The organism is Citrobacter sp. R4 (assembly GCF_026719175.1).
Taxonomy (GTDB): domain Bacteria; phylum Pseudomonadota; class Gammaproteobacteria; order Enterobacterales; family Enterobacteriaceae; genus Citrobacter_A; species Citrobacter_A sedlakii.
In genome coordinates, this window is the sequence record NZ_JAPPSU010000015.1 from 64,893 (window position 1) to 84,688 (window position 19,796).

General features: G+C 55.1%; 19 protein-coding genes and 1 pseudogene. 15 read left to right on the forward strand and 5 right to left on the reverse strand.

The features are described 5' to 3' along the window. Positions 1–18: 18 nt before the first annotated feature. On the reverse strand, positions 19–831 hold the full coding sequence (locus OOJ60_RS21740) for a dienelactone hydrolase family protein (RefSeq protein WP_205613176.1): 813 nt from the start codon (positions 829–831) through the stop codon (positions 19–21). A gap of 261 nt (positions 832–1,092) precedes the next feature. Between OOJ60_RS21740 and udp the strand changes: the two genes are divergently transcribed. The 8 genes and pseudogenes from udp to tatC form a co-directional block, all read left to right on the forward strand. Then, positions 1,093–1,854 (forward strand): uridine phosphorylase, encoded by a 762-nt coding sequence (gene udp / locus OOJ60_RS21745; protein ID WP_042292742.1) that lies wholly within the window; start codon positions 1,093–1,095, stop codon positions 1,852–1,854. Between the two features lie 139 nt (positions 1,855–1,993). Beyond that, a complete protein-coding gene (rmuC, locus tag OOJ60_RS21750) occupies positions 1,994–3,421 on the forward strand; it encodes a DNA recombination protein RmuC (protein ID WP_205613177.1) in 1,428 nt (475 codons plus the stop codon). 94 nt (positions 3,422–3,515) lie between these two features. After that, positions 3,516–4,271, forward strand: coding sequence for a bifunctional demethylmenaquinone methyltransferase/2-methoxy-6-polyprenyl-1,4-benzoquinol methylase UbiE (gene ubiE / locus OOJ60_RS21755; RefSeq protein WP_042292737.1), 756 nt, complete (start codon positions 3,516–3,518; stop codon positions 4,269–4,271). A 13-nt stretch (positions 4,272–4,284) separates the two neighbouring features. Continuing rightward, positions 4,285–4,890, forward strand: a complete 606-nt coding sequence (gene ubiJ, locus OOJ60_RS21760) for a ubiquinone biosynthesis protein UbiJ (RefSeq protein WP_042292733.1) — start codon at positions 4,285–4,287, stop codon at positions 4,888–4,890. After that, the gene (gene ubiB, locus OOJ60_RS21765; protein WP_042292730.1) at positions 4,887–6,527 is read left to right on the forward strand and encodes a ubiquinone biosynthesis regulatory protein kinase UbiB; all 1,641 of its coding nucleotides are present in this window, start codon (positions 4,887–4,889) and stop codon (positions 6,525–6,527) included. The genes ubiJ and ubiB overlap by 4 nt, the downstream gene beginning before the upstream one ends. Positions 6,528–6,606: 79 nt before the next feature. Next, positions 6,607–6,861: a Sec-independent protein translocase subunit TatA gene (gene tatA / locus OOJ60_RS21770; protein WP_042292727.1), complete on the forward strand. Its 255-nt coding sequence runs from the start codon at positions 6,607–6,609 to the stop codon at positions 6,859–6,861. Between the two features lie 3 nt (positions 6,862–6,864). Continuing rightward, positions 6,865–7,431, forward strand: coding sequence for a Sec-independent protein translocase protein TatB (gene tatB / locus OOJ60_RS21775; protein ID WP_042292725.1), 567 nt, complete (start codon positions 6,865–6,867; stop codon positions 7,429–7,431). A gap of 2 nt (positions 7,432–7,433) precedes the next feature. Further along, a pseudogene (tatC, locus tag OOJ60_RS21780) lies at positions 7,434–8,135 on the forward strand (Sec-independent protein translocase subunit TatC); the annotation flags it as partial. On the opposite strand, the gene bcsF reads toward tatC, so the two are convergent. After that, positions 8,095–8,202, reverse strand: a complete 108-nt coding sequence (gene bcsF / locus OOJ60_RS24915) for a cellulose biosynthesis protein BcsF (protein ID WP_373887571.1) — start codon at positions 8,200–8,202, stop codon at positions 8,095–8,097. The pseudogene tatC and the gene bcsF sit on opposite strands and share 41 nt — an antisense overlap. Before the next feature lie 64 nt (positions 8,203–8,266). On the opposite strand from bcsF, the gene tatD reads away from it, so the two are divergent. Further along, positions 8,267–9,049 (forward strand): 3'-5' ssDNA/RNA exonuclease TatD, encoded by a 783-nt coding sequence (gene tatD / locus OOJ60_RS21785; RefSeq protein ID WP_205613179.1) that lies wholly within the window; start codon positions 8,267–8,269, stop codon positions 9,047–9,049. A gap of 24 nt (positions 9,050–9,073) precedes the next feature. Here the strand turns inward: tatD and rfaH are convergent, their stop codons facing one another. Beyond that, positions 9,074–9,562, reverse strand: a complete 489-nt coding sequence (gene rfaH, locus OOJ60_RS21790) for a transcription/translation regulatory transformer protein RfaH (RefSeq protein WP_042292718.1) — start codon at positions 9,560–9,562, stop codon at positions 9,074–9,076. A gap of 179 nt (positions 9,563–9,741) precedes the next feature. On the opposite strand from rfaH, the gene ubiD reads away from it, so the two are divergent. Beyond that, on the forward strand, positions 9,742–11,235 hold the full coding sequence (gene ubiD / locus OOJ60_RS21795; RefSeq protein ID WP_072197114.1) for a 4-hydroxy-3-polyprenylbenzoate decarboxylase: 1,494 nt from the start codon (positions 9,742–9,744) through the stop codon (positions 11,233–11,235). A gap of 40 nt (positions 11,236–11,275) precedes the next feature. Continuing rightward, positions 11,276–11,977 (forward strand): NAD(P)H-flavin reductase, encoded by a 702-nt coding sequence (fre, locus tag OOJ60_RS21800; RefSeq protein WP_042292715.1) that lies wholly within the window; start codon positions 11,276–11,278, stop codon positions 11,975–11,977. A gap of 119 nt (positions 11,978–12,096) precedes the next feature. On the opposite strand, the gene fadA is transcribed toward fre, so the two are convergent. Next, complete coding sequence (gene fadA, locus OOJ60_RS21805) at positions 12,097–13,260, reverse strand: acetyl-CoA C-acyltransferase FadA (protein WP_042292712.1); 1,164 nt, start codon at positions 13,258–13,260, stop codon at positions 12,097–12,099. Between the two features lie 9 nt (positions 13,261–13,269). Further along, a complete protein-coding gene (fadB, locus tag OOJ60_RS21810; RefSeq protein WP_205613180.1) occupies positions 13,270–15,459 on the reverse strand; it encodes a fatty acid oxidation complex subunit alpha FadB in 2,190 nt (729 codons plus the stop codon). Between the two features lie 189 nt (positions 15,460–15,648). Here fadB and pepQ point away from each other — a divergent pair, with 189 nt between their 5' ends. From pepQ to hemG, 4 genes are read left to right on the forward strand one after another with little or no spacing between them, the layout of a single operon-like run. Next, a complete protein-coding gene (pepQ, locus tag OOJ60_RS21815; protein WP_205613181.1) occupies positions 15,649–16,980 on the forward strand; it encodes a Xaa-Pro dipeptidase in 1,332 nt (443 codons plus the stop codon). After that, positions 16,980–17,594, forward strand: coding sequence for an IMPACT family protein (locus OOJ60_RS21820; RefSeq protein ID WP_042292704.1), 615 nt, complete (start codon positions 16,980–16,982; stop codon positions 17,592–17,594). The genes pepQ and OOJ60_RS21820 overlap by 1 nt, the downstream gene beginning before the upstream one ends. A gap of 37 nt (positions 17,595–17,631) precedes the next feature. Further along, the gene (trkH, locus tag OOJ60_RS21825; RefSeq protein ID WP_042292700.1) at positions 17,632–19,083 is read left to right on the forward strand and encodes a Trk system potassium transporter TrkH; all 1,452 of its coding nucleotides are present in this window, start codon (positions 17,632–17,634) and stop codon (positions 19,081–19,083) included. Between the two features lie 11 nt (positions 19,084–19,094). After that, entirely contained in the window at positions 19,095–19,640 is a 546-nt protein-coding gene (gene hemG, locus OOJ60_RS21830) for a menaquinone-dependent protoporphyrinogen IX dehydrogenase (protein ID WP_042292697.1), read from the forward strand. The last annotated feature ends 156 nt before the right edge of the window (positions 19,641–19,796 follow it).

A 19,796-nucleotide genomic window follows, 5' to 3' on the forward strand; every position in this document is an offset into this window, starting at 1 on the left:
CCACCGGGCTTTTAATCATTACGCTCTCTTCCCGCCGTACTGGCTGAACCACGCCAGCATTCTCTGCCAGCCATCTTTCGCGGATTCTGCATGATAACTCGGACGGTAATCGGCATTAAATGCGTGTCCGGCATCCGGATAAACTACAATCTCTGCTTTCGCGTTTGCCGCCCGCAGCGCCTGGCGCATTGTCTCAACCGTATCGAGCGGGATCCCCGTATCCTGACCACCATACAGCCCCAGCACTGGCGCATTTAAATCCGTGGCGATGTCGACCGGATGCTTCGGTGAGTTCAGGGTCTTTTCACCCATCAGTTTCCCATACCAGGCGACGGCAGCTTTGAGCTGTGGATTATGCGCGGCGTACAGCCAGCTAATGCGTCCCCCCCAGCAAAAACCGGTCACCATCAGACGGTGCGGATCGCCGCCGTTGCGGGCCGCCCAACTGGCGACGTGGTCAAGATCGGCCAGCACCTGTGCATCCGGCACTTTGCTGACCAGATTGCTGAACAGCGTCGGGATGTCGCTGTAATCATTCGGATCGCCCTCGCGAAAATAGAGCTCTGGCGCAATAGCCAGATACCCTTCCAGCGCCAGCCGGCGGCAAATATCGCGAATGTGTTCATGCACGCCAAAAATTTCCTGCACTACAATGACCACTGGCAGGGGCGCATCGTTCTGTTTTGGTCGCGCCTGATAAGCCGGCATATCTTCTCCCTGAGAAGGGATGGAGGTAAATCCGGCAATAATGGCGTCGTCCGGAGTGTGAACCGTTGTAGAGGCGAGGGGAGTGGCCGCAGGTGCAAAGCCCGTTTGTTGTGTTGAGGTCATGGTATTCTCCGTACCCTTAAAATACATAGCGCAATGTTAACTATAGACAGCCTTCACTAAAGCACACTGCCTGAATTGGCTCAATTTTTGTGCAATGGAAGGCAGGGTTGACAAATAATTGTGATCGGCATCACTTAATCAGAGTAATTCAATGCAACTGTTTTCCCTCATGGTGATGATGGTCACGAAAATCACCTGCGTCCTTCGGTAGAGTATCTTTTTGCTTCTTCTGACTAAAACCGAATCACAGAGGAGTTTTATATGTCCAAGTCTGATGTTTTTCATCTCGGCCTCACCAAAAGCGATTTACAAGGGGCTACGCTTGCAATCGTTCCAGGCGATCCGGAGCGTGTGGAAAAGATCGCCGCGCTGATGGATAAGCCGGTTAAGCTGGCATCGCATCGCGAATTTACGACCTGGCGCGCAGAGCTGGACGGCAAGTCTGTGATTGTCTGCTCGACCGGTATCGGCGGCCCGTCCACCTCCATCGCCGTAGAAGAGCTGGCACAGCTGGGCATTCGTACTTTCCTGCGTATCGGTACCACCGGCGCGATTCAGCCGCATATCAATGTGGGCGATGTTCTGGTGACCACGGCATCTGTGCGTCTCGACGGTGCAAGCCTGCACTTCGCGCCGATGGAATTCCCGGCGGTGGCAGATTTTGACTGTACCACCGCGCTGGTCGAGGCGGCGAAATCAATAGGGGCGACCACGCACGTAGGCGTAACCGCGTCCTCTGATACTTTCTATCCAGGGCAGGAGCGTTACGACACCTATTCTGGTCGCGTTGTGAGCCGCTTTAAAGGCTCGATGGAAGAATGGCAGGCGATGGGCGTCATGAACTATGAGATGGAGTCCGCAACTTTGCTGACCATGTGCGCCAGCCAGGGCCTGCGTGCGGGAATGGTTGCCGGGGTTATCGTCAACCGTACTCAGCAAGAGATACCGAACGCCGAGACCATGAAGCAAACCGAAAGCCATGCGGTGAAAATCGTGGTGGAAGCGGCGCGTCGCCTGATCTAATTTTCTTTTTTTCCCCCCAGGGCCGACGCGTTCGGCCTTTTTATTTTGCGTAACGCCTCGCAGGAAATCCCTTTCAAACTGGACGTTTATACAGCACAATTCTATTTTGTGCTGGTGAGTGGTTGCGGCAGGAGGCATTTTGGATATCTCTCTCATAATTTATGCAGTGATAGCGTTGGTAGGCGTTGCGCTGGGCTGGCTGATCGCCAGTTATCAACATGCACAGCAAAAAGCCGATCAGCTTACCGAGCGTGAAGAGATGGTGGCGGCGCTAAGCGCGGCCAGACAGGAGCTTGCCCAAAGCGATCACTGGCGCGACGAGTGCGAACTGCTGAACAATGAGCTTCGCAGCCTGCGCAGTATTAACACCTCGCTGGAAGCGGATCTGCGGGAAGTCACGACGCGAATGGAAGCGACGCAGCAGCATGCGGAAGACAAAATTCGTCAGATGATCAACAGCGAGCAGCGCCTCAGCGAGCAGTTCGAAAACCTGGCGAACCGGATTTTTGAGCAAAGCAACCGCCGGGTCGACGAGCAAAACCGACAGAGCCTTAACAGCCTGCTCACGCCGTTGCGTGAGCAACTGGACGGTTTTCGCCGCCAGGTTCAGGACAGCTTTGGTCAGGAGGCGCGCGAGCGGCATACGCTGGCGCATGAGATTCGTAATCTGCAACAGCTCAATGCGCAGATGGCGCAGGAAGCGGTCAATCTCACGCGCGCGCTGAAAGGCGACAATAAAACCCAGGGCAACTGGGGTGAGGTGGTGCTTACCCGCGTGCTGGAGGCTTCCGGCCTGCGCGAAGGCTATGAGTACGAAACGCAGGTCAGCATTGAAAATGATGTCCGTTCGCGGATGCAGCCCGACGTGATTGTCCGCTTACCGCAGGGCAAAGATGTCGTGATCGACGCTAAAATGACGCTGGTGGCCTATGAGCGCTATTTCAACGCGGAAGATGACGTCACCCGTGAGAGCGCGCTCCAGGAGCATATCGCATCCGTGCGTAACCATATTCGCCTGCTTGGGCGTAAAGATTACCAGCAGCTTCCAGGGCTGCGCTCGCTGGACTATGTGCTGATGTTTATCCCCGTCGAGCCTGCTTTTTTGCTGGCGCTGGACAGACAGCCCGAACTGATTACCGAGGCATTGAGAAATAACATTATGCTGGTCAGCCCTACGACGTTGCTGGTGGCGTTACGGACCATCGCCAACCTGTGGCGCTACGAACATCAAAGCCGCAATGCGCAGCAAATTGCCGAACGAGCCAGTAAACTGTACGACAAGATGCGGCTGTTTGTGGATGATATGTCGTCTGTCGGGCAAAGCCTCGAGAAAGCGCAGGACAACTACCGTCAGGCGATGAAAAAGCTGACGTCGGGGCGCGGCAACGTGCTGGCGCAGGCAGAAGCGTTTCGGGGTTTAGGCGTGGAAATCAAACGCGAGATTAATCCGGAACTGGCCGAACAGGCGACGTCGCAGGATGAAGAATACCGTTTGCGCGCGGTGCCCGAAGCACCTGAAAACACGCTTCATTCAGACGATAGCGGCGTCAAACAGCAATCGATTTAGCCCGTTTGGCGTCGCCGGAACGGGTAGAAGGGTAGGGCAAATAGCCCCAATCTGTTACACTTCTCGAACAATTTTTTGATGAGCAGGCACTGAGATGGTGGATAATTCACAAGAAACGACGCACTTTGGTTTTCAGACTGTCGCTAAAGAACAGAAAGCAGACATGGTGGCCCACGTTTTTCATTCTGTGGCCTCAAAATATGATGTCATGAATGATTTAATGTCATTTGGCATTCATCGCTTGTGGAAGCGCTTCACTATCGACTGCAGCGGCGTTCGCCGCGGTCAGACGGTGCTTGATCTGGCCGGAGGGACGGGCGATCTGACGGCCAAGTTCTCTCGCCTGGTCGGTGAAACCGGCAAGGTGATTCTGGCGGATATCAATGACTCCATGCTTAAGATGGGCCGTGAAAAACTGCGTAACATCGGGGTTATCGGCAACGTCGAATACGTTCAGGCTAACGCGGAAGCGCTGCCCTTTCCGGACAACACCTTTGACTGTATCACCATTTCCTTCGGTCTACGTAACGTCACGGACAAAGACAAAGCCCTGCGCTCCATGTTCCGCGTGCTGAAACCCGGCGGACGCCTGCTGGTGTTGGAATTTTCTAAGCCGATTATCGAGCCGCTGAGCAAAGCCTACGATGCCTACTCTTTCCACGTTCTACCACGTATCGGTTCCATGGTGGCGAACGATGCGGACAGCTACCGCTATTTAGCGGAATCTATTCGTATGCATCCCGATCAGGACACGCTGAAAGCGATGATGCAGGACGCCGGGTTTGAAAGCGTCGATTATTACAACCTGACGGCGGGTGTGGTAGCGCTGCATCGCGGCTATAAGTTCTGACAGGAGAGCGGGGATGCCTTTTAAACCCTTAGTGACCGCAGGAATGGAAAGTCTGCTCAATACGTTCCTGTACCGTTCACCAGCGCTGAAAACCGCGCGAACGCGCCTGCTGGGTAAAGTGCTGCGCGTGGAACTAAAAGGCTTTTCGACATCATTGATTCTGGTTTTCAGCGAGCGTCAGGTTGACGTGCTGGGTGAGTGGGCGGGCGAGGCTGATTGCACCGTCATTACCTACGCCAGCGTGCTGCCTGAACTGCGCGACCGTCAGCAGCTCACCGCGCTGATTCGCAGTGGCGAACTGGAAGTTCAGGGTGATATTCAGGTCGTTCAGAATTTTGTCGCCCTTGCTGATTTAGCGGAATTCGATCCTGCCGAGCTGATCGCGCCCTACACTGGCGATATCGCGGCGGAAGGGATCGGTAAAGCCCTGCGCGGTGGGGCCAGATTTCTCCGTCACGGCATTCAACGCCAACAGCGCTATGTCGCCGAAGCAATCACGGAAGAGTGGCGAATGGCGCCCGGACCCCTTGAGGTCGCCTGGTTTGCGGAAGAAACGGCAGCGGTGGAACGCGCTGTTGATGCGCTGACGAAGCGGCTGGAAAAACTGGAGGCTAAATGACGCCAGGTGAAGTACGGCGCCTATATTTCATCATTCGCACCTTTTTAAGCTACGGACTTGATGAGCTCATCCCCAGAATGCGGATCACGCTGCCGCTACGGTTATGGCGATATGGCCTGTTCTGGATGCCAAACCGTCATAAAGACAAACTGCTGGGAGAGCGGCTGAGACTGGCACTGCAAGAGTTAGGGCCAGTGTGGATCAAGTTCGGGCAGATGCTCTCTACCCGCCGCGATCTCTTCCCGCCGCAAATTGCTGACCAGCTTGCGCTGTTGCAGGACAAAGTCGCGCCGTTTGACGGCAAACTGGCGAAAGCACAAATCGAAGCGGCGATGGGCGGACTGCCCGTTGAAGCCTGGTTTGACGATTTTGAGATCAAGCCACTGGCGTCAGCGTCCATCGCCCAGGTGCATACGGCCAGGCTGAAATCGAACGGCAAAGAGGTGGTCATTAAGGTTATCCGCCCGGACATTTTGCCGATCATCAAAGCGGATCTTAAGCTTATTTACCGCCTGGCGCGCTGGGTGCCCCGCTTGCTGCCGGATGGTCGTCGTCTGCGTCCAACGGAAGTGGTACGCGAGTACGAGAAGACGCTAATCGATGAGTTGAACCTGCTGCGCGAGTCGGCTAATGCTATCCAGCTGCGCCGAAACTTTGAAGGCAGTCCGATGCTCTACGTCCCGGAAGTGTATTCTGACTATTGCAGTGAGAACATGATGGTGATGGAGCGCATTTACGGTATTCCAGTTTCCGATGTCGTGGCGCTGGAAAAGAACGGCACCAACATGCAACTGCTGGCAGAACGCGGTGTGCAAGTGTTCTTCACCCAGGTGTTTCGCGACAGCTTTTTCCATGCGGACATGCACCCCGGCAATATCTTCGTGAGCTATGAGCACCCGGAAGATCCGCAGTATATAGGTATTGATTGCGGTATTGTCGGCTCGTTAAACAAAGAAGATAAACGTTATCTGGCGGAAAATTTCATCGCCTTCTTTAACCGTGATTACCGCAAAGTGGCGGAATTACACGTCGATTCAGGCTGGGTTCCGCCGGATACCAACGTCGAAGAGTTTGAGTTCGCTATCCGCACGGTCTGTGAGCCTATCTTTGAAAAGCCGCTGGCGGAGATCTCGTTTGGCCACGTGTTGTTAAACCTTTTCAATACGGCGCGTCGATTCAACATGGAAGTGCAGCCGCAGCTGGTATTATTGCAGAAGACATTGTTGTACGTTGAAGGCGTGGGTCGTCAGCTGTATCCGCAGCTCGATCTCTGGAAAACGGCGAAACCTTTTCTCGAATCCTGGATCAAAGATCAGGTCGGTATTCCTGCTCTGGTCAGAGCCTTTAAGGAAAAAGCGCCGTTCTGGGTCGAAAAAATGCCGGAACTGCCTGAACTGGTGTACGACAGTTTGCGCCAGGGCAAATATTTACAGCACAGTGTTGATAAGATTGCGCGCGAGCTTCATGAGAACCATGTCCGTCAGGGTCAGTCCCGTTATTTATTCGGTATTGGCGCCACGCTGCTATTGAGTGGGACCTTCCTGCTGATTAGTCGCCCTGAATGGGGCTATATGCCCGGCTGGTTAATGGCGGGCGGCCTCGTCGCCTGGATCGTTGGCTGGCGCAAAACTCGCTGATTTTTTCATCGCTCATCGCGGGCTATGTAACGTATACTACGGGCCTAATTATTTCATCATCTATCACTGAGGAACATGTATGGGTGGTATCAGTATTTGGCAGTTGGTGATCATTGCCGTCATCGTTGTCCTGTTGTTTGGCACCAAAAAGCTCGGTTCTATCGGTTCCGATCTCGGCGCATCCATTAAAGGCTTCAAAAAAGCCATGAGTGATGATGATGCGAAACAGGAAAAAACCAGTCAGGATGCTGACTTCACCGCGAAGTCAATCACTGACAAACCCGCAGACGCTAAAACAGAAGACGCCAAGCGCCACGATAAAGAGCAGGTGTAATTCGTGTTTGATATCGGTTTTAGCGAACTGTTACTGGTATTTATTATCGGCCTCGTCGTGCTGGGGCCGCAGCGACTGCCGGTAGCCGTCAAAACGATAGCGGGCTGGGTTCGCGCGCTGCGCTCTCTCGCCACGACCGTTCAGAATGAACTGACGCAGGAACTGAAGCTCCAGGAGTTTCAGGACAGCCTGAAGAAAGTTGAGAAAGCGAGCCTCGAAAACCTGACGCCTGAGTTGAAGGCCTCAATGGACGAACTGCGTCAGGCGGCAGAGTCGATGAAACGTTCCTACAGCGCTAACGAGCCGGAAAAGGCGAGTGATGAAGCGCATACTATCCATAACCCGATAGTCAAAGGGAACGAAGAGCAGCATGAAGGAGTTACCCCGGCGACGGCAGAAGTCCAGGCCAGCGCGCCTGAACAGGCCCCCGAGGCTCTGGAAACGGCTGCGGTTGCCGAGGATAAAAAACCTGTGGCGGCGGAGAAGCCTGTCGCTGGCGTGAAAGACGCTGAACCGAAATCCGCTGCGCCTGCTGCAGGCGCCTCCACCACGTCGAGTGATAAACCGTAAACATGGCTGTAGAAGATACTCAACCGCTTATCACGCACCTGATCGAGCTGCGCAAACGCCTGCTTAACTGCATCATTGCGGTTATCGTGATTTTTCTGGCATTGGTCTATTTTGCTAATGACATCTATCACCTGGTTTCCGCGCCGCTGATAAAACAGCTGCCGCAGGGTGCGACCATGATCGCGACGGACGTCGCATCACCCTTTTTCACGCCAATCAAACTGACCTTCATGGTGTCGCTGATCCTGTCAGCACCAGTGATCCTGTATCAGGTCTGGGCGTTTATTGCACCAGCGTTGTATAAACATGAGCGTCGGTTGGTGGTACCGCTGCTGATCTCCAGTTCGCTGCTGTTCTATATTGGTATGGCGTTCGCCTATTTCGTGGTGTTCCCGCTGGCGTTTGGCTTTTTGGCTAACACTGCGCCGGAAGGCGTACAGGTATCGACCGACATTGCCAGCTATCTCAGCTTTGTCATGGCGCTGTTTATGGCGTTTGGTATTTCCTTTGAGGTGCCCGTTGCCATCGTATTGCTGTGTTGGGTAGGTATTACCACGCCGGACGATCTGCGTAAAAAACGTCCCTACGTGCTGGTTGGCGCCTTTGTAATTGGCATGCTGCTTACGCCGCCGGACGTTTTTTCTCAAACGCTGCTGGCAATACCTATGTACTGCCTGTTTGAAGTCGGCGTTTTCTTTTCGCGTTTTTACGTCGGCAAACGACAGACGCGGGATGAAGATAACGAGGCGGAAGCAGAAGCAGACGCTGCAAGAGCCGGAAAGTCCGAAGATTAAATATAACCGCCCGTCAGGGCGGTTTTCATATGGAGAGAAGCATGTTTGATATTGGCGTAAACCTGACCAGTTCGCAGTTCTCCAGAGACCGGGACGAGGTGGTGGCGCGAGCGCTTGCCGCTGGCGTGAACGGCATGCTTCTTACCGGCACGAATCTCCATGAAAGTCAGCAGGCACAGCGTCTTGCGCAACATTATCCCCAATGTTGGTCCACCGCCGGCGTTCACCCGCACGACAGTAGCCAATGGCAACCGTCAACAGAGGAAGCCATTGTCGCCCTGGCGGCGTTACCGGAGGTGGTGGCGATTGGCGAGTGCGGTCTTGATTTCAATCGCAACTTTTCCACGCCAGAAGAGCAGGAACGAGCTTTCGACGCACAGTTGCGGATAGCCGCCGAATTACAGATGCCGGTTTTTATGCATTGCCGTGACGCGCATACGCGTTTCCTGGCGCTGCTCGATCCGTGGCTGGATAAGCTCCCGGGCGCTGTGCTGCACTGTTTTACCGGCACACGCCAGGAGATGCAGGCGTGCATCGACAGAGGGTTATACATAGGCATTACGGGCTGGGTGTGTGATGAGCGCCGCGGGCTGGCGTTGCGTGAAATACTGCCGTTTATTCCTGCGGATAAGCTGCTGATCGAAACCGATGCACCCTATTTATTGCCGCGCGATCTGTCGCCGAAACCGGCGTCGCGGCGCAATGAACCGGCGCATCTGCCGCATATCTTTGCGCGTATCTCGCACTGGCGCGGGGACGATCCGCAGTGGCTTGTCGCCGCAACGGATACCAATGTCAGAACGCTGTTCGGCATCGCGCTGTGAACCGAATGCGGGTCGGCAAGAGCGTTATAGCTTACGGAAACCCGTGTTTTTCACACTCTGCTTCACCTCTTTATTCAGCAGGTTAAGCAGCAGCATAGAGCGCGCTTCGCCGTCTGGTTCGGTGAAGATTGCCTGAAGCCCTTCAAAGGCGCCTTCGGTGATGATCACGCTGTCACCCGGGTAAGGCGTCTCCGGATCCACAATGCCTTCCGGTTTATACACGGAGAGCTGATGGATGACGCTGGGGGGCACGGTGGCCGGGGAAGCGCCAAAACGAACGAAGTGGCTGACGCCTCGCGTGGCGTTAATCGTTGTGGTATGAATCACTTCCGGATCAAATTCCACAAACAGATAGTTGGGGAACAGCGGTTCGCTGACTGCGGTACGTTTTCCACGCACCATCTTTTCCAGGGTGATCATCGGCGTCAGGCAATTGACCGCCTGTCTTTCGAGGTGTTCCTGGGCACGCTGAAGTTGCCCGCGCTTGCAGTACAGTAAATACCAGGATTGCATAATGACTCTTATCCGCTTGTTCGGGGCGCAAGCATAGCAAAAGCTATGCGCTAAGTTAATTATACCCGGCGTAATTCCGGCTGCTTCTTTGTTGGCTGCCTGAGTTCACGCTAATTTAACAAAAATACAGCATCACGATGATGAACGCCGTATAATGAGGCGCTTACCCAGAGGCTATAATGGACGCCATGAAATATCACGATTTACGCGACTTCCTGACGCTGCTTGAACAACAGGGCGAACTTAAACGCATCACGCTTGAAGTTGACCCGCACCTGGAAATCACCGAAATTGCTGACCGCACGCTGCGTGCTGGCGGACCCGCGCTGCTGTTTGAAAATCCTAAAGGCTATTCCATGCCGGTGCTCTGTAACCTGTTTGGCACGCCAAAGCGCGTCGCGATGGGGATGGGGCAGGATGATGTCTCCGCACTGCGTGAAGTGGGTAAGCTGCTGGCCTTTCTGAAAGAACCGGAACCGCCGAGGGGCTTTCGCGATCTCTTTGACAAACTTCCGCAGTTCAAACAGGTGCTGAATATGCCGACGAAGCGCCTTCGTGGCGCGCCCTGTCAGCAGAAGATTATTACGGGTGATGACGTCGATCTGAACCGCATTCCCATTATGACCTGCTGGCCGGAAGATGCTGCGCCGCTCATTACCTGGGGGCTTACCGTGACCCGTGGGCCGCATAAAGAGCGGCAGAATCTGGGCATTTATCGTCAGCAGTTGATTGGTAAAAATAAGCTCATCATGCGCTGGCTGTCGCATCGCGGCGGCGCACTCGATTATCAGGAGTGGTGTGCGGCGCACCCTGGCGAGCGCTTCCCGGTTTCCGTGGCGCTGGGGGCCGATCCGGCCACGATTCTTGGCGCAGTGACGCCAGTGCCGGATACGCTGTCCGAATATGCTTTTGCCGGTCTGCTGCGCGGTACAAAAACCGAAGTGGTTAAATGTATTTCTAACGATCTCGAAGTGCCAGCCAGCGCGGAGATCGTACTGGAAGGGTATCTTGAGCCCGGTGAGATGGCGCCGGAAGGCCCATACGGGGACCATACCGGCTATTACAACGAGGTGGACAGCTTCCCGGTCTTTACCGTCACGCATATTACCCAACGTGAAGACGCCATTTACCACTCGACTTATACCGGTCGTCCACCGGATGAACCGGCGGTACTTGGCGTAGCGTTGAACGAAGTCTTTGTCCCCATTTTGCAAAAGCAGTTTCCGGAAATTGTCGACTTTTACCTGCCGCCGGAAGGCTGTTCATACCGTCTGGCCGTTGTGACGATGAAAAAACAGTACGCGGGACATGCGAAACGCGTCATGATGGGCGTCTGGTCATTTTTACGCCAGTTTATGTACACCAAGTTTGTTATCGTCTGCGATGACGATGTCAACGCTCGCGACTGGAACGACGTCATCTGGGCGATCACCACCCGTATGGACCCTGCACGGGACACGGTGCTGGTCGAAAACACGCCAATCGATTATCTGGATTTTGCTTCGCCGGTCTCCGGGCTGGGTTCAAAAATGGGGCTGGATGCCACGAACAAATGGCCAGGTGAAACCCAACGCGAGTGGGGGCGTCCCATTAAAAAAGACCCGGATGTTATCGCGCGTGTTGACGCGATCTGGGATGAACTGGCCATCTTTAATCACGGTAAAGGCGCCTGAGGCGCGAACGTTTTGCCCTATAGACCCATAGAGGGAGCGCATGACAACCTTAAGCTGTAAAGTGACCTCGGTAGAAGCTATCACCGATACCGTATACCGCGTTCGTTTAGTGCCCGACGCGGCATTTTCCTTTCGTGCCGGTCAGTATTTGATGGTGGTGATGGACGAACGGGATAAACGTCCGTTCTCAATGGCGTCAACGCCGGACGAACAGGGGTTTATTGAGCTTCATATTGGCGCGTCTGAAATTAACCTCTATGCCAAAGCGGTGATGGATCGCATTCTTAAAGATCATGAGATCGTCGTGGATATTCCGCACGGTGAAGCGTGGCTGCGCGACGATGAAGAGCGCCCGCTGATCCTGATTGCCGGCGGTACCGGATTTTCTTACGCGCGTTCAATACTGTTGACGGCCCTGGCGCGCAACCCGAACCGTGAGGTGACCATTTACTGGGGTGGCCGCGAAGAAAAGCATCTCTACGATCTCTCAGAGCTGGAAGCGCTGACGCTGAAGCACCCGAACCTGCGCGTGGAGCCGGTGGTTGAACAGCCTGAAGCGGGCTGGCGTGGGCGCACCGGGACGGTATTAACCGCCGTGTTGCAGGATCACGGTACGTTGGCAGAACATGATATTTATATTGCGGGTCGCTTTGAGATGGCGAAAATTGCACGCGACCTGTTCTGCAACGAGCGCAGCGCGCGAGCCGATCGTCTGTTTGGCGATGCGTTCGCTTTCATTTAAGCAATAAAAAACCCGCCCCTGACAGGCGGGAAGAACGGCAACTAAATAATGCCCGGTGAAGGGAGACGCCCTCCGGTGATTTTTCTGGTGGCCCGGAGCGTGCCGGGCCTTGAACTCACCTAGACACGCTCGAATACTGTCGCGATGCCCTGCCCCAGGCCGATACACATTGTCGCCAGACCAAATTCCACATCTTTACGTTCCATCAGATTGATTAACGTCGTGCTGATGCGGGCGCCTGAACAGCCGAGCGGATGACCGAGGGCGATCGCGCCGCCGTTCAGGTTGATCTTCTCGTCAATCTGCTCCATCAGCCCAAGATCTTTAATGCACGGCAGGATCTGCGCGGCAAACGCTTCGTTCATCTCAAACACGCCGATATCACTGGCGGTCAGCCCGGCTTTCTTCAGCGCCAGCGTCGACGCCGGAACCGGACCGTAGCCCATGATCGAGGGATCGCACCCCACCACCGCCATTGAACGTACGCGGGCGCGTATTTTCAGGCCCAGTTCCCGCGCACGGCTCTCGCTCATCACCAGCATCGCGGCTGCGCCGTCGGAAAGGGCTGACGAAGTGCCTGCCGTTACCGTACCGCTGACCGGATCGAACGCCGGACGCAGGGTGGACAGCGCTTCGACGGTCGTTTCCGGACGGATCACTTCGTCATAAGTCAATTGCTTTAGCACACCGTCCGCGTCGTGACCGCCGGTCGGGATGATCTCATTCTTAAACGCGCCAGACTGGGTTGCCGCCCAGGCTCGGGCGTGCGAGCGCGCGGCAAACGCGTCCTGCATTTCACGGCTGATGCCATGCATGCGGGAGAGCATCTCTGCGGTTAGCCCCATCATACCCGCGGCTTTGGCGACGTTGCGGCTCAGACCCGGATGGAAATCCACGCCGTGGCTCATCGGCACATGGCCCATATGCTCCACGCCGCCGACAAGACAGGCCTGCGCATCGCCGGTCATGATCATCCGCGCGGCGTCATGCAGCGCCTGCATTGACGAACCGCAAAGGCGGTTAACGGTAACTGCCGGAACCGAGTGCGGGATCTCCGCCAGCAGCGACGCGTTGCGGGCGATGTTGAAACCTTGCTCCAGGGTCTGCTGTACGCAGCCCCAGTAGATATCGTCCAGCGCGGCAGGATCCAGCGCCGGGTTACGCGCCAGCAGGCTACGCATCAGGTGCGCGGAGAGATCTTCCGCGCGCACGTTACGGAACGCGCCGCCTTTTGAACGGCCCATCGGGGTGCGAATCGCATCAACAATGACAACCTTTTCCATTGTGACTCCTTAAGCCGTTTTCAGCTCGCCAACCGGACGGGCTGGCTCAACTGCTGGATAGTAGGGTTCGTTATGGCGCGCTTTGTCGCGCAGCCCTTCCGGCACGTCATACAGCGGACCGAGAGACTGATACTGTTGCGCCATGTCGAGGTACTTCGCGCTGCCGAGCGTATCCAGCCAGCGGAACGCGCCGCCGTGGAATGGCGGGAAGCCCAGGCCGTACACCAATGCCATATCGGCTTCCGCCGGGCTGGCGATGACGCCTTCTTCAAGACAACGCACCACTTCGTTGACCATTGGGATCATCATGCGGGCGATAATTTCGTCGTCGCTGAAATCACGCTTCGCGTTGCTGACGTCCGCCAGCAGGCTGTCCACGGCCGCGTCGTCGTCTTTTTTCGGTTTACCTTTGCTGTCTTCTTTATAGCGCCAGAAACCCAGGCCGTTCTTCTGACCAAAACGGTTGGCGTCGAAGAGGGCGTCGATCGCGTCGCGATAATCTTTCTGCATACGCTGCGGGAAACCTGCGGCCATCACTGCCTGCGCATGGTGGGCGGTATCAATGCCCACGACGTCCAGCAGATACGCCGGACCCATCGGCCAGCCAAATTGCTTTTCCATCACTTTGTCGATTTTGCGGAAATCCGCGCCGTCGCGCAGCAGTTGGCTGAATCCGGCAAAGTACGGAAACAGCACGCGGTTAACGAAGAAGCCCGGGCAGTCGTTAACGACGATGGGCGTTTTGCCCATTTTGCTGGCCCACGCCACCACTTTGGCGATGGTGTCGTCAGACGTTTGTTCGCCACGGATCACTTCGACCAGCGGCATACGGTGCACCGGGTTAAAGAAATGCATCCCGCAGAAGTTTTCCGGACGCTTCAGTACGCTTGCCAGTTCGCTAATGGGAATCGTGGACGTGTTTGACGCCAGCACAGCATCCGGGCGGACCTTTTCTTCTGTTTCCGCCAGCACGGCTTTTTTCACCTTCGGATTTTCCACAACGGCTTCCACAACCACGTCCACGCGATCAAAGCCAGCATAGTCGAGCGTCGGATGAATCGTCGAAATCACCCCCGCCATCTTCAGACCGTCAATCTTGCCGCGCTCCAGCTGTTTATTCAGCAGTTTGGCGGCTTCGGTCATTCCCAGCGTCAGCGATTTGTCGTTGATATCCTTCATGATCACCGGCACGCCTTTCCATGCCGATTGATAAGCGATACCGCCGCCCATAATACCCGCGCCCAGCACGGCAGCCTGCTTTGGCGTCTCAACGTCTTTGGTCAGCTTCTTCGCTTTGCCTTTTACGAACTGATCGTTCAGGAAGATGCCAACCAGCGCGCGCGCTTCGTTGGTATGCGCCAATGGAACAAAGCTCTTATTTTCCAGGTTCAGCGCTTCTTCGCGGCCAAAGCGCGCCGCCGCTTCAATGGTTTTCACCGCTGTCATAGGGGCCGGGTAATGTTTGCCCGCCGTCTGCGCGACCATGCCTTTGGCGATGGTAAAGCTCATGGCGGCTTCAATCTTACTGAGTTTAAGGGGGTCCAGTTTTGGCTGACGTTTCGCTCTCCAGTCCAGATCGCCGTTAATCGCCTGGCGCAGTACCGCTATTGCGCCTTCCGTCAGTTTTTCCGCCTTCACCACACCATCGACCAGGCCAATTTTCAGCGCCTGCTCTGCGCCAACGTCTTTACCGGCGGCAATAATTTCCAGCGCGCTGTCGGCGCCCAGCATGCGCGGCATACGGACGGAGCCGCCAAAGCCTGGCATAATGCCCAGCTTCGTTTCCGGCAGACCGATGCGCAGATCGGGCGTCGCCAGACGGTAATCGGTCGCCAGCACGCATTCGCAGCCGCCGCCCAACGCATAGCCGTTGACGGCGGAAAGGGTAGGGACCGGCAGGTCTTCCAGACGGTTAAAGACGCTGTTGGCAAAATGTAGCCACTGGCTTAACTGTTCTTCGGGAACCAGAAACAGTGAAAGAAATTCGGTGATGTCCGCACCGACAATAAAGGCTGCTTTCTCAGAACGCAGCAGCAGCCCTTTTAGATCTGTCTGCTTTTCCAGTACATCCAGCGCCTGGCCGAGGCTGGCGACGGTCGCAGTGTCGAGTTTATTGACTGAGCCGGGGGCATCGAACACCAGTTCGGCGATGCCATCTTCCAGCCAGTCGAGGTACAGGGTGTCGCCTTTGTAAAGCATGTCAGTCTCCTGAATCCGCATGGGGATCTGGTCGTACCAGATGAATCGAAGTGTGTATTTTGTGTTAAAGAAATGCAAACAAGTGATTAAAAAAATGCCGATCCGATCACGGTCGGCAGAAATCACGCTCTTTCGGGTCGTTGTGCTAAGATGCGGAGACTTGAGGTCAAAAAAGCAGAAGGATAGAAAATGGAATCACTGGCCGCACTCTATAAAAATCATATCGTTACCCTACAGGAACGGACACGTGACGCGCTGGCGCGCTTCAAACTCGATGCGTTACTTATTCATTCCGGCGAGCTGGTTAACGTCTTCCTCGACGATCATCCCTATCCGTTTAAAGTGAATCCGCAGTTTAAGGCGTGGGTGCCAGTGACGCAGGTGCCGAACTGCTGGCTGCTGGTGGATGGCGTAAACAAACCGAAACTGTGGTTCTATTTACCGGTGGATTACTGGCACAATGTGGAACCGCTGCCGACCTCCTTCTGGACAGAAGAAATTGAAGTCATTGCGCTGCCAAAAGCGGAGGGCATTGGTAGCCAACTGCCTGCTGCACGCGGCAATATCGGCTATATTGGCCCGGTTCCGGAGCGCGCGCTGCAACTGGATATTGCGGCCAGCAATATCAACCCGAAAGGGGTGATTGATTACCTGCATTATTATCGCGCCTATAAAACAGACTATGAGCTGGCCTGTATGCGTGAAGCGCAGAAAATGGCGGTGAATGGTCATCGTGCCGCAGAGGAAGCCTTCCGTTCCGGCATGAGCGAGTTCGACATTAATCTGGCCTACCTGACCGCCACCGGACATCGTGATACCGATGTGCCTTACGGCAATATCGTCGCACTCAATGAACACGCCTCTGTACTGCATTACACCAAACTGGATCATCAGGCGCCATCTGAAATCCGCAGCTTTTTGCTGGATGCGGGCGCGGAGTACAACGGTTACGCGGCAGATCTCACACGTACCTGGTCGGCGAAAAGCGACAACGATTATGCGCAGCTGGTAAAAGACGTTAACGATGAACAGCTGGCGCTGATCGCCACCATGAAGGCGGGCGTCAGCTACGTTGATTATCACATCCAGTTCCATCAACGCATCGCCAAGCTGTTGCGTAAGCACCAGATTGTTACGGATATGAGCGAAGAAGCGATGGTGGAGAATAATCTTACCGGGCCGTTTATGCCGCACGGAATCGGCCATCAGTTGGGGTTACAGGTACACGACGTTGGCGGATTTATGCAGGATGACAGCGGTACGCATCTTGCCGCGCCGTTAAAATATCCGTACCTGCGCTGTACCCGCGTGCTCCAGCCTGGCATGGTCCTGACCATTGAGCCGGGGATTTACTTCATCGAGTCGCTGCTTGCGCCGTGGCGCGAAGGGCAGTACAGCAAGCATTTCAACTGGCAGAAAATTGAAGCGCTGAAACCGTTCGGCGGCATTCGTATCGAAGATAACGTGGTGATTCATGATAACGGCGTGGAAAACATGACGCGGGATCTGAAACTGGCGTAATGGACAGTTGGTTAATTCCTGCGGCGCCGGTCACTGTAGTCGAGGAGATCAAAAAAAGCCGCTTTATTACGCTTCTGGCGCATACCGATGGCGTTGAGGCGGCGAAAGCCTTTGTCGGGTCAGTGAAAGCGGCGCATCCGGATGCCCGTCACCATTGCGTGGCGTGGGTGGCAGGCGCGCCGGATGATTCGCAGCAATTGGGGTTTTCCGACGATGGCGAACCGGCGGGCACGGCGGGCAAGCCAATGCTTGCCCAACTGATGGGCTGCGGCGTTGGGGAAATCACCGCCGTGGTGGTGCGCTATTACGGTGGGATCCTGCTCGGAACAGGTGGATTGGTGAAAGCGTACGGCGGCGGCGTCAATCAGGCGCTGCGTCAGCTAACAACACAGCGCAAGACGCCGTTAACCGAATATACTTTGCAGTGTGAATACGCGCAGTTGGCTGGCGTGGAAACACTTCTGGCTCAGCATGACGGCAACATCGTCACGCGTGAATACCAGGCGTTCGTTCGGCTCAGGGTGGCGCTTCCTTATGCGAAAGTGGCCGAATTTTCAGCAAGGCTGGCGGATTTTAGCCGCGGTTCATTGCATTTGTTAGCGATTGAAGAATAATCCCCCCTCATTTTGAAGAACTAAGGAAGCGGCAGAGATGCATTTTCGCGCCATTACCCGAATCGTTGGACTACTGGTCATCTTATTTTCGGGGACGATGATTATTCCCGGACTGGTAGCCCTCATCTATCGTGATGGGGCGGGACGTGCATTTACGCAAACGTTCTTTGTCGCGCTGGCGATAGGCTCAATGCTGTGGTGGCCTAACCGCCGCGAGAAAGGTGAACTGAAATCGCGCGAAGGGTTTCTGATTGTGGTGTTGTTCTGGACCGTGCTGGGTAGCGTGGGTGCGTTACCGTTTATTTTCTCGGAAAGCCCGAACCTCACCATTACCGATGCGTTTTTTGAATCATTTTCCGGTTTAACCACAACGGGCGCCACCACACTGGTGGGTCTGGATTCGTTACCGCACGCGATTCTTTTTTATCGCCAGATGCTGCAGTGGTTTGGCGGGATGGGGATCATCGTATTGGCGGTGGCGATTCTGCCGATACTTGGCGTCGGGGGGATGCAGCTGTATCGCGCTGAAATGCCCGGGCCGCTAAAAGACAACAAAATGCGCCCGCGTATTGCGGAGACGGCAAAGACGCTGTGGCTGATCTACGTCCTGCTGACCGTGGCCTGCGCGCTGGCGCTATGGTTTGCCGGGATGCCCGCGTTTGACGCTATCGGGCACAGCTTCGCCACTATCGCCATCGGCGGGTTTTCTACGCATGACGCCAGCGTGGGCTATTTTGACAGCCCAACGATTAACACAATTATCGCTATCTTTTTATTAATCTCCGGCTGTAACTATGGTTTGCACTTCTCTTTGTTAAGCGGACGTAGCCTCAAAGTGTACTGGCGTGACCCGGAGTTTCGCATGTTTGTTGGCGTGCAGCTTACGCTGGTGGTCATCTGCACGATCGTGCTGTGGTTCCATGATGTTTATAACTCTGCGCTAACGACGCTCAACCAGGCCTTTTTCCAGGTGGTGTCGATGGCGACGACGGCGGGCTTTACTACCGACAGTATTGCGCGCTGGCCGCTGTTCCTGCCAGTGCTGCTGTTGTGCTCTGCGTTTATCGGCGGTTGCGCCGGATCGACAGGCGGGGGGCTGAAGGTGATCCGTATCCTCCTGCTGTTCAAACAAGGGAACCGAGAACTGAAGCGACTGGTACATCCGAATGCGGTCTACAGTATTAAGCTGGGGAACCGTGCGCTGCCGGAACGTATCCTCGAAGCGGTTTGGGGTTTTTTCTCGGCGTATGCTCTGGTATTTATTGTCAGTATGCTGGCGATTATCGCGACTGGCGTGGACGACTTTTCCGCGTTTGCCTCCGTGGTGGCTACACTTAACAACCTTGGACCCGGGCTGGGTGTCGTCGCGGACAACTTTGCCAGTATGAATCCGGTGGCGAAATGGATCCTGATTGCCAATATGCTGTTTGGCCGTCTTGAGGTCTTCACTTTGCTGGTACTTTTTACCCCGACCTTCTGGCGTGAATAATGGAGTAACACGTGAAAACACTGATTCTTTTTTCAACCCGGGATGGACAAACGCGCGAAATCGCTTCGTATCTGGCGTCAGAACTGAAAGAACTGGGCATCTGGGCAGACGTCGTGAATTTGCACCGTACCGAAGAACCTGAATGGGACAGCTACGATCGCGTGGTTATTGGCGCGTCTATACGTTACGGGCATTACCATACAGCCTTTCAGGAGTTCGTAAAAAAACATGCGACGCGGCTGAACGGGATGCCGAGCGCGTTCTATTCCGTAAATCTGGTGGCGCGTAAACCGGAAAAGCGCACGCCGCAGACCAACAGTTACGCGCGTAAATTTTTAATGAGCTCGCAGTGGCGCCCTGACCGCTGTGCGGTGATCGCCGGCGCGTTGCTTTACCCGCGCTATCGCTGGTATGACCGCATAATGATCAAACTGATTATGAAAATGTCAGGCGGCGAAACGGACACCAATAAAGAAGTGATCTATACCGACTGGGAGCAGGTTGCAGGTTTTGCCCGGGAAATCGCCCAGTTAACCGTCAAATCGCCGGTTAAATAAACGTAAAGAATAAAAATTGCGCGGTTGATAAATTATTTTAAATTTCCTCTTGTCAGCCCGAAATAACTCCCTATAATGCGCCACCACTGACACGGAACAACGGCACGCAAGCCGCCGGGTCAGCGGGGTTCAGACCAGAACCTCACGGAGAAAAGC

Excerpts from the sequence above, each read along its gene's own strand:
- OOJ60_RS21740 (WP_205613176.1), bottom strand. The coding sequence starts at position 831 with ATGACCTCAACACAACAAACGGGCTTTGCACCTGCGGCCACTCCCCTC.
- udp (WP_042292742.1), top strand. The coding sequence starts at position 1,093 with ATGTCCAAGTCTGATGTTTTTCATCTCGGCCTCACCAAAAGCGATTTA.
- ubiE (WP_042292737.1), top strand. The coding sequence starts at position 3,516 with ATGGTGGATAATTCACAAGAAACGACGCACTTTGGTTTTCAGACTGTC.
- ubiJ (WP_042292733.1), top strand. The coding sequence starts at position 4,285 with ATGCCTTTTAAACCCTTAGTGACCGCAGGAATGGAAAGTCTGCTCAAT.
- ubiB (WP_042292730.1), top strand. The coding sequence starts at position 4,887 with ATGACGCCAGGTGAAGTACGGCGCCTATATTTCATCATTCGCACCTTT.
- tatA (WP_042292727.1), top strand. The coding sequence starts at position 6,607 with ATGGGTGGTATCAGTATTTGGCAGTTGGTGATCATTGCCGTCATCGTT.
- tatD (WP_205613179.1), top strand. The coding sequence starts at position 8,267 with ATGTTTGATATTGGCGTAAACCTGACCAGTTCGCAGTTCTCCAGAGAC.
- rfaH (WP_042292718.1), bottom strand. The coding sequence starts at position 9,562 with ATGCAATCCTGGTATTTACTGTACTGCAAGCGCGGGCAACTTCAGCGT.
- ubiD (WP_072197114.1), top strand. The coding sequence starts at position 9,742 with ATGGACGCCATGAAATATCACGATTTACGCGACTTCCTGACGCTGCTT.
- fre (WP_042292715.1), top strand. The coding sequence starts at position 11,276 with ATGACAACCTTAAGCTGTAAAGTGACCTCGGTAGAAGCTATCACCGAT.
- fadA (WP_042292712.1), bottom strand. The coding sequence starts at position 13,260 with ATGGAAAAGGTTGTCATTGTTGATGCGATTCGCACCCCGATGGGCCGT.
- fadB (WP_205613180.1), bottom strand. The coding sequence starts at position 15,459 with ATGCTTTACAAAGGCGACACCCTGTACCTCGACTGGCTGGAAGATGGC.
- pepQ (WP_205613181.1), top strand. The coding sequence starts at position 15,649 with ATGGAATCACTGGCCGCACTCTATAAAAATCATATCGTTACCCTACAG.
- OOJ60_RS21820 (WP_042292704.1), top strand. The coding sequence starts at position 16,980 with ATGGACAGTTGGTTAATTCCTGCGGCGCCGGTCACTGTAGTCGAGGAG.
- trkH (WP_042292700.1), top strand. The coding sequence starts at position 17,632 with ATGCATTTTCGCGCCATTACCCGAATCGTTGGACTACTGGTCATCTTA.